Source organism: uncultured Nevskia sp., from assembly GCF_903885465.1.
Classification (GTDB): Bacteria; Pseudomonadota; Gammaproteobacteria; order Nevskiales; family Nevskiaceae; genus Nevskia.
On record NZ_CAISIQ010000140.1, the window covers coordinates 1 to 13,017 of the forward strand.

Sequence of the window (13,017 nt, forward strand, 5' to 3'; positions counted from 1 at the left end):
CAGACCGTGCTGCTGGCGCTCAAGGACGTCGAAGACAATCTGGTCGCCGTCGGCACCAACGAGCAGCGCGCCGCGCTGCTGCAGCAATCCACCGAACAGGCCCGGCTGGCCTACCAGCTGGCCCGCACCCGCTACGACGCTGGCGCCGACGACCTGCTGACGCTGCTCGACGCTCAACGCACCCGCCTCAGTTCCGAAGACAGCCTGGTGCAAGCCTCGCTCGCGCAGCAGACTGCGGCGATCGGTTTGTTCAAGGCCTTGGGCGGCGGTTACTGAGCCGGCGGGCAGACAAAAAATGACCCCCTGTCGCCAGGGGGTCATTGGTAGCAGAGACGCGCAGCCCGATCAGAACGGGATGTCGTCATCCTCGAAATGCTCGGCCGCCGGTGCTGCCTGCGGCTGCGGCGCGCGCGATGGGGCGCTGCTGCGGGCTGGTGGCGAGGTACGGGTCGGTGGCTGCTGGCTGTAGTCGTCGTCGCTCATGCCGCCACCGCCGCCTCCACCGCTGCGGCCGTCGAGCATCTGCATGTCGTTGACCAGGATTTCCGTGGTGTAGCGATCCTGGCCTTCCTTGTCCTGCCACTTGCGGGTGCGCAGGGAGCCTTCGACGTAGACCTTGGCGCCCTTCTTCAGGTACTGGCCGGCGATCTCCGCGAGCTTCCGCGTGAACACTACGTTGTGCCACTCGGTCTTTTCCTTCTTTTCGCCGGAGGCCTTGTCGTTCCACGACTCCGAGGTGGCGAGGGTCAGGTTGCAGAACGCATCGCCGTTCGGGAAGTACTTCACTTCAGGGTCCTTGCCGAGGTTGCCGATCAGGATGACCTTGTTTACGCCGCGTGATGCCATATCGCCTCCGTGCTGCTCAATTTGTCGTGTGTTCCGGGGCCGGGATTGCTCGGTCAGCAACCGCGAGGCCAGAGGCCCCCGTCCCAACTATTATCAGCCAGATCGCCGCCAGCGCGCCCGCGGTTGCATACACCCCGGCCACGCCGAAGTGCCCCAGCGTGATGCCGCCAAGCGAGCCGCCGGCGAAGCCGCCGAGGAACTGGGCGCTGGAATAGACGCCGAGCGCCGCGCCCTTGCGTTCCGGCGGCACTCTCCGGGAAATCAGTGAGGGCAGGGCGCCTTCCAGGTAGTTGAAACCGAGGAAGAACAGGAACAGGGCGGCGACCAGGCCAGTCTTCGATTGCCAGGCGCCGGCTGCCAGCAGCATCGCCACCGTCAGGGCGGTGACCGCGGCGATGAACATCGGCTTGGCGATCTGGCGCTTTTCGACAATCCGGAACAGCGGGAACACCGGCACGATCGACACCAGCAGCAGCGGCAGCCAGACCTTCCAGTGCTCGTTGCCGGCGAGGCCGAGAGTTTTTTCCAGCGCCAGCGGCGAGGCCACGAACACGGCGGTCATCGTCGCGTGAAGCAGGAAGATGCCGGCATCGAGCCGCAGCAGTTGCGGATCGGCGAGGGCGGCGCGGATCGAGGCCGGTGCGCCGGCCGGCGGCAGCTTCGGCGCTGCCGGAATGCCCCAGATCACCAGCGGAATCGCCGCGGTGGCGAGCACGGCGGTCAGATCGAAGATGCCGGACACGCCGATGAAGCCGGCGACGATCGGCCCGAGTACCAGCGCCAGGATGAACGAGACGCCGAGCCCGGCACCGAGGATCGCCATCGCGGTGCTGCGTACTTGCGGCCGGGTGACGTCGGCCAGCCAGGCGGACGCAGCCCCCGAGATCGCACCGGCGCCCTGCAGCGCACGTCCGGCCATGATCCAGTGGATGTCGTGCGTCGCACCGGCCAGCGCGCTGCCGAGCGCGAACAGCGCCAGCCCGCCGACCATCACCGGCTTGCGGCCGATGCGATCCGAGAGCCAGCCGAACGGAATCTGCAGCGCTGCCTGAATCAGCCCGTACAGGCCGATCGCCAGGCCGATCTGCAAGGCGGTGGCCGGTACCGGCAAGTCGCGGGCATAGAGCGCGAACACCGGGAGAATCATGAACATTCCCAGCATGCGCAGCGAATAGATGACGCTGAGGCCTGCGGTGGCGCGTATTTCGTCGCGATTCATCGGCTGGTTTCCAGGAAGCTCGCAATGGCAGCGGCGCCTGCGGCGGCCGAACGGCCTATGGCTTCCGGGTCGGCGTCGAAGGTGTCGCGAAAGTATTGGCGTTGGCGTTCGATCCAGTGGCCATGGTTGGCGACTGCATCGCTGAGCGCCACGTCCAGATCGTCGACGTTGGCGATCACGGTTCCGAGCTGCCAGAACAGATAGTCCGGCGAGTTCTGCCACGCAGCGTCGTGGCTGTTGATGAACAAGCAAGGTCTGGGCCGAACCATGAATTCGGCGATCTGGCTCGACACGTCACCGAGATAGACATCGGCGGCCTGGGTGTAGGTCATGTCGATCGAGGCATCGCTGCCGGTGTCGATCAGCACATGCGGCAAGGTGCGGTAGCGATCGAGCCGCGCCTGGGTGGCAGGATCGCGGCGATCGAACAGGCGGATGTGCGGCGCGAAGATCAGGTTCCAGTCCTTCGACTGCGCAAAGTGCTCGAGCACTGCGAAGCCATGCTTCGGCCAGGACGACAGACCGGCTTCGAAATGCGGGTTGTAGAGCACCGTCGGACGGTCGTTGTCGAACAGCCGGCGACGCTGGGTATCGAGCCGGTCGACGAGATCGAACTTCGCGTAACAGCCGGCGTGGTAGAGGCCTTCGCGCAAGGTGCCCTGTTCGCGCATCCGCGCCGCTTGCCGCTCGCCGGCCAGCAGCAGGTAGTCGAACTCGATCAGGTCGTCGGCGTAGGTCACGGCGCGGCCGGGTGCGCCGTGATTGGTCCAGATCATCTTCAGTTTCGGCAGGCGCAGTTTCTTCAGCAGCAGCGAGGTGCGCTCGGGCACCACCAGCGCGTCGAAGCGGCGGAAATAGCGGCGGTTGCCGATCAGCACCAGGGTCTTCGGCGGAATGCCTTCGCCACGCAGGCGCTGATACAGGCGTTGCAGCCAGCTGATCCGCAGGCGATCGATGCGCAGCCGGGCCTTCGGGTACAAGCCCATCAACCGCCGGACGAGGCGTTCCTGCTCGTCGGTGGAGCAAGCGATATGTACCGCCCAGTCCGGCCGCTGCGTCGCCAGTTCGGCGGCGATCGGGAAGCTGTGCGGAATCTGGTGGGTCTGCGCGATGTACGGAAAGACGACTTTCATTCGGAGGCGCGGGAAGACGCCGCGGGCGGCGTTGAAGCGGTGCTCGGCGGGCCAATCGGGGGTGCCGGAGTTGGCCGCTATGGTAGCGGTTTACCTGCGCCGCTCGCCGTCGATACGCCGCGCAACTGCAGTTGCTCGTCGATCAGGCGAATCATCAGCGGAATGCCATTGACCGGCTTCAGGGCGGAGACGCGCTCGCGGATCGGGTCACCTTCGGCCGTCAGCAGTCTTTCAGCGGCTTTCGCCAGCGCTGCGGCTTCCGGTGCTGCAGCCAGCAGCAGGCCGGCTCTGGCATAACGCCTGATCCGTTCCGGCTGGTCGGAACCGCCGAGCGGCGAGGCGACGCAGGCGGCGCCGCAGGCCAGCGCCTGATGTAGCGCGCCGGTAGCGCCATTGGTGACGATGATTCGGGCCCGTTGCATCAGCGCCAGCAGCTGGGGCAGGTTCAGCGCCTAGATGGCCAGCGTCCGTCCCTCCGGAATTGGCCCTTGGTGCAAGGGCCCGAGCACGGTGATCGCATCGAGGCCGGTGGCCGCATGCAGCCGTTCCGCCGCGGCATGGAAGATGTCGCCGACATAGCGGCCGTCGACTCGATAACCGCCGCCGCCCGGCACCAGCAAGGCAAACGGTTGATCGAGGCGCGTCTGGATCTCCGGCGGCAAGCTGCGGAGATCAGGTATCTGGTCGTCGAAGTAGGTATCGAAGATCGCGCGCCGCGTGCTGCTGATCGCCGACAGCAGCTGCTGCCCGTGCGTGAATGCCTGCAAGGTCAGATAAGGGCGCTGCTGCCAGTGAGCATCGAGCCGCCAGAGCCAGGGCCATTCGAAGGCGCGCTTGCAGGTTCCCGGCTGATCGGCGACATAGGCGGCGCGTGCGCCGACGGCGCGGCACTGATCGAGCACCGCTGGATGGCTGTAGCAATCGAAGATCACCAGATGCGGACGGCGCTCGCTGATCTCCCGGTTCAGGAAGCTGATCCGGGATGGTTTGTCGAGATGCATGTCGTTGAAAGTGACAGGGAACGGGCAGTCGTGCCGGGTTTCGGCGCCGCCGGGCAGCAGGAATTCAATGGTCGCCGCCGGCCAGCGTCGCTGGGCGGCCTGCGCAAGAGTCACGGCCCGAACGAACTCGCTGCTGCCGCCCCATTTGTAGTACGGCGCGAACAGCAGATGAGGTCGGTCGCGGTCCTTAGACGCCAACTCGGGTCTCGGTCAGAGCCCCGCCTTCGAGACGAATTACCCGTTCGGCCGCGTCCACCCAGGCGGCGTGATGCGAGATCGACAGCACCGACAGCCCCGTGCTCCGGGCCAGTGCGCAGACGTTGTCGACGATGCCGGCTTCGGTGCCCGGATCGAGCGCGCTGGTGGCTTCGTCGAGGATCAGCAGGCGCGGTTGGTGGACCAGCGCGCGGGCGATGGCGATGCGCTGGCGCTGGCCACCGGACAGCATGCTGCCGCGCTCGCCGACGCTGGTATCGATGCCTTCCGGCAGCCGGGCGACGAAATCCCAGGCACCGGCCTGGCGCAGTGCGCGTTCGACGTCGTCGCGGCTGAATTCGGGCGCGCCGAGCGTGACATTGGTGGCGATGCTGTCGTTGAACAGCATCAGCTCCTGAGGCACGTAGCCGGTCATGGCGCGCCAGCGCATCAGATCGAGCTGATCGAGCGGTACGCCGTCGATCAGGATCTCGCCGGCATCCGGTTGATGCAGGCCCAGCAGCAGATCGACCAGCGTCGTCTTGCCGGCGCCGGAAGGGCCGGTCAGCGCCGCCACTTCGCCGGCCTTCAGCATGAAGCTGCCGTTGCGCAGGATGCGGTGACCATCGAAAGCGAACGAGACGTCGCGGAAACGCAGCTCCTCGGTGAAGGTCGGGGCCTGTCCACCGTGGGCGTTTTCGCGCGCCTGCTGGGTGTCCTCGATCGCTTGCCGGACCAGGAAGAAGCCGCTTTCGGCGGCGTAGACGTTCTGCAATTCCTGCTGCGCCTTGCCGACGATCGAGACGATCTTGGCCAGCAGCAGGCTCATGATCAGTACTTCGCCGATCGGCAGCTGCATCACCCGCAGCGCGCCGAAGATGCCGATGCTCAGACACAGCGCGAGGATCGGTTCCTGCAGCGCCTTGTTGGCATTCTTCGAGAACACCTGCCGGCGCGAAGCCTTGCGGATGGCCTTCAGATCCTGCTGGAACAGGGTGTTGAAGCGCGCATGCCGGGCCATCGCCTTCATCGGCTTGATGCCGACCAGCACGTCGGTCAGCCGCACCAGCAGGGACTGCAGGCGTCCGCTCTGCACCCGGGCGTTCTGCTTGGCGACGGCCAGCAGGCGGTTCAGCGAGCCGATCATGATCAGGCTGACCAGGATCGCCATGACTGCGAGCTTCCACGAGGCAAGCGCGGCGATCAGCAGATAGACCAGCGCCTGCACCGACAGCGAAAACATCAGGCTCAACGCGTTGTAGGCCTCGCCGGCCCGCGTCGCTTCGCCGCCCAGCGCGCCGGAGAAGCGGCCGACCGGCTGCCGCACGTAATAGCTCCAGCGGGCATGCAGCAGCGCTTCGATCAGGCCCAGCCGCATGCCGGCCGCGACATCGGCTACCGCATGGCCGACCTGGCGCAGCGCGAGCAGCATCAGGCCGGCCTTGAGCAGCATGCCGGCGGCGATGATGCCGAGCAGGATCGCCGGATCGTGCGGCAGATGCAGGCGATCAAGGACGCCGAGCACGCCCTTGCTCAGCGCATTGGTCTTCGAGCCGTCATCGCCGAGTACCGCGATCAGCGGCAGCAGGGTGGCGATGCCGATGCCTTCGGCGATGCTCGCGAACGACAGGCAGAGCATCACCACGATGTTGCGGCGCAGGGGAATGGCCGCGGCGATCCTCAGCAGGGAGCGCGAGCCTGAATGTTCGAAGGCGGGGGAACGGGTCGACATGAATCGCTTGAATCGTGGGGAGGCGTGATTGACGGCGCGGCTGCAGCAATCGCTTCAGGGTTGATCCGGCTTTTTCATCCGCTGCCAGTAGGCTTCGTCGCGCTTGACCACCAGATCGTCGGCGCGGCTGGTGCCGGCTTCCTTGCGATTGCCCTTCATGTGATCCATGAACTCGCCGAGCGAGGAATTGATCAGCACGTGGCTGGCGCGGTGGCCGATGCCCTCGGCGATGTCATGACCCAGATCGCCGCGCGCCTCGGCCCGGCGGCGCACGACATCGAACAGGAAGGAGTCGTGGAATTCGTACTCGCTGAACAATTCGTCCTGGGTGTACATCGCCTCGAATTCGTCCAGGAAACGACGAACTCCGGGATGCCGCAGGTTGTAGCTGACGAAGCCGCACTCGGTATGCGTGTTGCGCGGCCGTTCCAGGAAACCGACCATCCGATCCGGCGGCATGTAGCGCTCCAGCCGGGCGAGATCGACATCGGCGAAGAAGGCCGTATCGGCATCGATCCAGATCAGCACATCGGCGTCGACCTGACGGGCGGCGTGGAGAATCGCGTAGACCTTGTGGGCAAAGCGCACCGCGTTCCAGCGATAGCCGTCGCCCCAGTTGCGGCCCTTGATCTTGATCCACGGCGGTTTGGCCTTCAGCGCCAGCTTCGGGCGGAAACGGCGGGTCTTGCCATGCGCCAGCGGGTTGTCCGCGTGGCGAGCCTTGAAGGCCACCAGTTCCGGGCAGTCGGCCAGCAGGTCATGAACCTGCAGACACGGCGCTGGATCCGGTACGAAGCCTTCGGCATACAGCAGCAGGGGGACTTCGGAAGGCCAGTGCTGACCGAAGGTTTCAACCATGCGCCGCCCATGCTCGGCGTAGCCGGCGGCATGGCAGGTGGTGACTGCGGCGAACGTGCGGATGGGGCGACCTCGAGCGGGAACGAACATTTTCTGCACCGCATGATGCAATAAAATCCACGATGATCCGCGTGTCTTTCGATCTGAACCCACTCGCCAGCATGCGTCCTACCGTCTTCATCCACACCAACGCTCGGCAGATCGTCGGCGCGCAAGTGGCCCGCCATGCGCTGAAGCGCAACAGCGCCCATCCCGAGCGTTTCGACGTGCGCCTGATCGAGGCCGAGAGCCACGCCTTCATCGAGCAGCGTCACGGCCAGTCCTATCGGCGCGAGGGTTTGCCGGTGGTCTGGGATGCCAATGACCTGCAGTCGTTCACGCCGCTGCGCTTCGCGGTGCCGGCCGAGATGGGCTATCAGGGGCGGGCGGTGGTCATCGATCCGGACATCTTCGCGATCGGCGACATCAACGAACTGCTGGAGCGGGACATGCAGTCGCACGCGGTGCTGGCGCGCGCGATCCCGGCCAAGGCCGGTGAACCCGAGCATTTCGCATCGAGCGTCATGCTGCTCGATTGCGCCAAGCTTTCGCACTGGCAGGCGGAGCGGCAGTTCGGCGAACTGTTCGAGGGCAGCCGCGACTATCGGGACTGGATGTGGCTGCTCGACGAGCCCGCTGGCTCGGTCGGCGCGCTGGAAACGGTCTGGAACGATTTCGATCGGCTGGCACCGGACACCCGCATGCTGCACAACACCAACCGCAAGACCCAGCCCTGGAAAAGCGGCCTGCCCGCGGAATTCGTAACCAACGGCCGCAGCCGTCTGCAGCGGCTCAAGCAACGCCTGCGCCGGGTCGGCAACCGTCTGGTGGCCGGCGATGCGCCGAACGGCCGCTACAAGACTCATCCCGATCCTGCCCAGCAGCAGCATTTCTTCCGGCTGGTCGGCGAGTGCCTCGACCTCGGCGTGTTCTCGCAGCGCTTCCTCGAAGACGAAATGGCTCGACGCCATCTGCGCCCCGATGCACTGGCTTGCGTCGAACTGGCGCGGCGAGCCGGCTGACCTACTGGTCCAGCAGGCTGCGAATCCTGGTCACCGCTCTGGCCAGATCGTCATCGGCACGCCTTAATTTCTGGCGACCGACATCGTTCTGACCGAGCACGCTGAAATCTCCCTCGGCGATGCGTTCGTCGATCCAGCCCGCCAGATCGACCGGCGCAGCGACGATGCCGCGCTTCAGCAGCAAGGCGTAGAGCACCTTCGGACAACGCCGCTGCAGGCCGGCCAGCCAGCGACGCATCGGCGTGCTGTGGCCGGCGAGCGGAAGCACCTGCACCGGCCGGCCGGTGCGCCAGGCTTCGGCGAGCATCGAGGCGCTGTCGCCGGTGACGATCAGATCGTCGGCCTGCTGCAGCCAGACGGGCAGCGGATTGGCATCGTCGCCGCGCCGGTACTCGTAGAAGAAATGCGGCGCCTGCAGCGCGGATCGCAAGGCCTGCGCAGTGCTGGCGCCGGTGCGCGGGCTGGTGGTGACCAGCAGGCTGCCGCCACTCGCCTGGGCGTGCCGGCTGGCCAGCGTGCCGAGCTTCCGGGCGTCATCCTCGTCGAAGCGAAAGTGCCGGGTCGCGCCGCCGACCAGCACCACCGTCCACGGCCGCGGCAGGTCCTGCCAGCCGCCGGACGATACGTTGGCAGACACTGCATCGGGCATACCGATCCGATCATTGAAGGACATGCGGATCGGCAACACGTTGACCGCCGCCGGCAGTCGGTCCTGCGGCATCGGAATGATCAGATCGATCGCGTCCAGCCTGACCCAGCGCGGCCGGCCGAGGTGCACCAGCCGGGTGCGCCGATCGCTGCGCGCGACCACTTTTGTTGCAGCACGCAGACCCTTGCCGAACGAGATCACCAGATCCGGCCAGGCTTCGCCGATGGCCGGCGCAGGACCGGGTCCATCGATCGATTTCTCGATGCACGGCCAACCCAAGGCCCGGCCCAGCACACGCAGCTGGCCGGTCTCACCCGCATTGCTGCCGATCATCAGCCAGACCAGCGGCTGGCGCGCCGGCGTTTCGCGGGACGGGAAATCAGTCACTGCAACTCGAGCATGGGCGGGGAGGGCGGCAAGTTCCGTATAGTGCTCGATTGCCCCCAGCGTTCACTAATCTTTCCCGTCATGGATTCGATCCGCATCCGCGGTGCGCGCACGCACAATTTGAAGAACATCTCGCTGGAGCTGCCGCGAGACAAGCTGATCGTCATCACCGGGCTGTCCGGTTCCGGCAAGTCTTCGCTGGCATTCGACACGCTGTACGCCGAAGGCCAGCGCCGCTATGTCGAGAGCCTGTCGGCCTACGCGCGGCAGTTCCTGTCGATGATGCAGAAGCCGGATGTCGATTCGATCGAAGGCCTGAGCCCGGCGATCTCGATCGAGCAGAAATCGACCTCGCACAACCCGCGCTCGACGGTTGGCACCGTCACCGAAATCTACGATTACCTGCGCCTGCTCTATGCCCGCGTCGGTACCGCGTACTGCCCGGATCATCCGGCGGTGGCGCTGGAAGCGCAGAGCGTTTCGCAGATGGTCGACCACGTGCTGGCACTGCCGGCCGAATCGGCCTGGATGCTGCTGGCGCCGGTGGTTCGTGGCCGCAAGGGCGAGCACGCCGAATGGTTCGATCAGATGCGCGCCCAGGGTTTCGTTCGCGCGCGCATCGACGGCAAGGTCTACGAGCTGGACGAAGCGCCGACCCTGAACCGCAAGCTGAAGCACGACATCGAGATCGTCGTCGATCGCTTCAAAGTCAGACCCGACATCAAACAGCGGATCACTGAATCCTTCGAGACCGCGCTGCGCTTGTCCGATGGTCTGGCGCTGGTTGCCCCGCACACGACTGCCGCCGCGACGCCGGACATCACCTTCAGCGCTCGCATGGCTTGCCCGCACTGCGGCTACTCGCTGGAAGATCTCGAACCGCGTCTGTTCTCGTTCAATTCGCCGAGCGGCGCCTGCGCCAGCTGCGATGGCCTCGGCGTGCTGCAGGTGTTCGATCCGGACCGTGTCGTCACCCATCCGGATGCCTCGCTCGCCGACGGCGCGATCCGCGGCTGGGACCGCCGCAATCCCTATTACTGGGCGCTGGTTTCGTCGCTGGCCAAGCACTACAAGTTCGATACCGACAAGCCGTTCCAGAAGCTGCCGGAGAAGGCGCGCACCGCCGTGCTGTACGGCTCGGGTGACGACAAGATCGCCTTCGAGTACCCGGACGAGCGCGGCAAGGTGGTCACCCGCATCCACAAGTTCGAGGGCGTGCTGCCGAATCTGGAGCGTCGCTACAAGGAAACCGAATCGGCCGCGGTGCGCGAGGAACTGGCCAAGTATCTGTCCGACAAGCCGTGCCCGGAATGCATGGGTGAGCGTCTGAATCGCTCGGCGCGCCACGTCTTCGTCGACGGCACCAGCCTGCCGACCGTGGTTTCGAAATCGGTGCGCGACGCCGAAGCGCATTTCCAGAAACTGAGTCTGCCCGGCCACAAGGGCGAGATTGCCGACAAGATCCTCAAGGAGATCAGCGCGCGCCTCGGCTTCCTGAACAATGTCGGCCTCGATTACCTGACCTTGTCGCGCTCGGCGGAAACCCTGTCCGGCGGCGAAGCGCAGCGCATCCGTCTGGCCTCGCAGATCGGCGCCGGCCTGGTCGGCGTGCTCTACGTGCTCGATGAACCGAGCATCGGCCTGCATCAGCGCGACAACGAACGCTTGCTGAAGACGCTCGTTCATCTGCGCGACATCGGCAACACGGTGATCGTCGTCGAGCACGACGAGGAAGCGATCCGTCAGGCCGATTACGTCGTCGACATCGGCCCCGGTGCCGGCGTCCACGGCGGTCACATCGTCGCCCAGGGCACGCCGGCGCAGGTGATCGCCAACCCGAAATCGCTGACCGGCCGCTATCTGTCCGGCACAGAAGGCATTCCGGTGCCGAAGCTTCGCGGCAAACGCGATCCGAAGAAGCAGATCGTGTTGCGCAATGCTCGCGGCAACAATCTGAAGGGCGTCACTGCCGAGATTCCGATCGGTCTGATGACCTGTGTCACCGGCGTCTCCGGCTCCGGCAAGTCGACCTTGATCAACGACACCCTGCTCGGCTACGCGGCGCGGGCGCTGAACAATGCCGGCACCCGCCACGCGGCCTGCGACAGCATCGAAGGCCTGGAGCACCTCGACAAGGTCATCGACATCGACCAATCGCCGATCGGCCGCACGCCGCGCTCGAACCCGGCGACCTACACCGGCCTGTTCACACCGATCCGCGAGCTGTTCGCGCAGGTGCCGCAGTCCCGCGAACGCGGCTACGAAGCCGGACGCTTCAGCTTCAACGTCAAGGGCGGCCGCTGCGAAACCTGCGAGGGCGACGGCGTCATCAAGGTGGAGATGCACTTCCTGCCCGATGTCTACGTCACCTGCGATACCTGCAAGGGCAAGCGCTACAACCGCGAAACCCTGGAAATCCGCTACAAGGGCAAGAGCATCAACGACGTGCTCGATCTCACCATCGAAGACGCGCTGGCGCTGTTCAAGCCGGTGCCAGCGCTGGCCCGCAAGCTGGAAACCCTGCTCGACGTCGGCCTTTCGTATGTGAAGCTTGGCCAGAACGCGACCACGCTCTCGGGCGGCGAAGCGCAGAGAGTCAAGCTGGCCAAGGAACTGTCGAAGCGCGACACCGGCCGGACCTTGTACATCCTCGACGAACCGACCACCGGCCTGCATTTCCACGACGTCGCCCAGCTGCTGAAGGTGCTCGATCGCTTGCGTGATGCCGGCAATACCGTGGTGGTCATCGAGCACAACCTCGATGTCATCAAGCGCGCCGACTGGCTGATCGACATGGGCCCGGAAGGCGGCAGCGGCGGCGGCGAGATCGTCGCAGCCGGCACGCCGGAAGACATCGCCAAGAACAAGCGCTCGCATACCGGCCGATTCCTGAAGCCGCTGCTGAAGGGCTAGACCTTGCTGGTCTCCGTCCCCTGCGTAGCGGGGGAGGGAGCATAAAGAAGCCTCGTGCTAGGCTCTTTTCCGAAAATTTTGATTCTTTCCGGAGCTGTACTCATGTCCTCGATCACCGCCCTCCGCCGCCATGCCCCCGCACCGAAGCGCGAAGCCGCCGACCTGCGCAAGTCCGGCCTCGATCCGAACTTCTGGTACCCGCTGGCACGCTCCAAGCAACTCAAGACTGGCAAATCGCTGGCCGTCAGTTTCGCCGGCGAACCGATCGCGTTGGTGCGGCCGGAGAAGGGCGAGCTGTTCGCGCTGGAAGATCGCTGCGCGCATCGTCAGGTGCCGCTGAGCCTCGGCGTCGTCCGTGGCGAACGTCTGCAGTGCCACTACCACTGCTGGACCTATGACCGCACTGGCGCCTGCGTCAACGTGCCGTATCTCGATGAAGGCAAGCAGCTGCCGAACGGCGTCAAGAGCTACCCGGCGCGCGAGGCCTACGGCTTCGTGTTCGTCTACCCGGGCGATCTCTCGGCCGCCGGGTATGGCGCATTCCCGGATGTCTCCACGTTCGCCAAGTCCGAGTACAAGACCCGCACCCTGGATCGGACCATCGGCTGCCACTGGAGCTTCATGCACGAGAACCTGATGGACATGAACCATCAGTTCCTGCATCGCAGCCTGATGGGCAGCATCCGCGCCACGATGATCGACCTGCGCAGCGGCGATGGCTGGGTGGAATGCGACTACACCTTCTCCCGCGCCGCCGGCAAGCAGCCACTCGGCGAGCGTTTCATGATCAACCGCAAGGGCGCTGCGAAGGTCAGCGATGGCTCCATCGACAAGATGACCATCCGCACCCAGTACCCGTACCAGACCCTGCAGTTCTGGACTGCCGGCAGCCCGGTCGACGAGCCGGCGCTGGATCTGTGGAACTGCTACTGGCCGACCGACTCAGCACAGCGTAAGAACCAGACCTACGGCCTGATGATGATTCGCAAGCCGCCGATCCCGGGAATGATCCACGTGATCTGG

At 65.5% G+C, this 13,017-nt stretch carries 12 protein-coding genes; 4 read left to right on the forward strand and 8 right to left on the reverse strand.

Features of this window, described 5'->3' with window-relative positions; all coding sequences use genetic code 11:
- Positions 1 to 276: TolC family protein (locus tag QZY06_RS05135; RefSeq protein ID WP_295681081.1), on the forward strand; the 276-nt coding region annotated here is incomplete at its 5' end.
- Between the two features lie 69 nt (positions 277 to 345).
- On the opposite strand, the gene ssb is transcribed toward QZY06_RS05135, so the two are convergent.
- From ssb to QZY06_RS05170, 7 genes are all read right to left on the reverse strand, one after another.
- A complete protein-coding gene (gene ssb, locus QZY06_RS05140) occupies positions 346 to 846 on the reverse strand; it encodes a single-stranded DNA-binding protein (RefSeq protein WP_295681083.1) in 501 nt (166 codons plus the stop codon).
- A gap of 16 nt (positions 847 to 862) precedes the next feature.
- Positions 863 to 2,065, reverse strand: coding sequence for an MFS transporter (locus QZY06_RS05145; protein ID WP_295681088.1), 1,203 nt, complete (start codon positions 2,063 to 2,065; stop codon positions 863 to 865).
- Positions 2,062 to 3,198, reverse strand: coding sequence for a hypothetical protein (locus QZY06_RS05150; protein WP_295681093.1), 1,137 nt, complete (start codon positions 3,196 to 3,198; stop codon positions 2,062 to 2,064). Before QZY06_RS05150 ends, QZY06_RS05145 begins: the two co-directional genes overlap by 4 nt.
- 77 nt (positions 3,199 to 3,275) lie before the next feature.
- Positions 3,276 to 3,620, reverse strand: a complete 345-nt coding sequence (locus QZY06_RS05155; protein ID WP_295681096.1) for a hypothetical protein — start codon at positions 3,618 to 3,620, stop codon at positions 3,276 to 3,278.
- Between the two features lie 30 nt (positions 3,621 to 3,650).
- Positions 3,651 to 4,397: a hypothetical protein gene (locus QZY06_RS05160; protein WP_295681099.1), complete on the reverse strand. Its 747-nt coding sequence runs from the start codon at positions 4,395 to 4,397 to the stop codon at positions 3,651 to 3,653.
- The gene (locus QZY06_RS05165) at positions 4,387 to 6,126 is read right to left on the reverse strand and encodes an ABC transporter ATP-binding protein (RefSeq protein ID WP_295681102.1); all 1,740 of its coding nucleotides are present in this window, start codon (positions 6,124 to 6,126) and stop codon (positions 4,387 to 4,389) included. Before QZY06_RS05165 ends, QZY06_RS05160 begins: the two co-directional genes overlap by 11 nt.
- 54 nt (positions 6,127 to 6,180) lie before the next feature.
- Positions 6,181 to 7,074, reverse strand: coding sequence for a hypothetical protein (locus tag QZY06_RS05170; RefSeq protein ID WP_295681105.1), 894 nt, complete (start codon positions 7,072 to 7,074; stop codon positions 6,181 to 6,183).
- Between the two features lie 41 nt (positions 7,075 to 7,115).
- Here QZY06_RS05170 and QZY06_RS05175 point away from each other — a divergent pair, with 41 nt between their 5' ends.
- Positions 7,116 to 8,045: a hypothetical protein gene (locus tag QZY06_RS05175; RefSeq protein ID WP_295681108.1), complete on the forward strand. Its 930-nt coding sequence runs from the start codon at positions 7,116 to 7,118 to the stop codon at positions 8,043 to 8,045.
- 1 nt (position 8,046) lies between these two features.
- Here QZY06_RS05175 and QZY06_RS05180 read toward each other — a convergent pair whose 3' ends face one another.
- Complete coding sequence (locus tag QZY06_RS05180) at positions 8,047 to 9,081, reverse strand: ELM1/GtrOC1 family putative glycosyltransferase (protein WP_295681112.1); 1,035 nt, start codon at positions 9,079 to 9,081, stop codon at positions 8,047 to 8,049.
- A gap of 81 nt (positions 9,082 to 9,162) precedes the next feature.
- Here QZY06_RS05180 and uvrA point away from each other — a divergent pair, with 81 nt between their 5' ends.
- Positions 9,163 to 11,994 carry an excinuclease ABC subunit UvrA gene (gene uvrA, locus QZY06_RS05185; RefSeq protein WP_295681115.1) on the forward strand — a complete coding sequence of 944 codons (2,832 nt, stop codon included), beginning with the start codon at positions 9,163 to 9,165 and terminating at the stop codon, positions 11,992 to 11,994.
- Between the two features lie 102 nt (positions 11,995 to 12,096).
- A partial coding sequence (locus QZY06_RS05190; RefSeq protein ID WP_295681120.1) for a Rieske 2Fe-2S domain-containing protein occupies positions 12,097 to 13,017 on the forward strand: 921 nt, incomplete at its 3' end.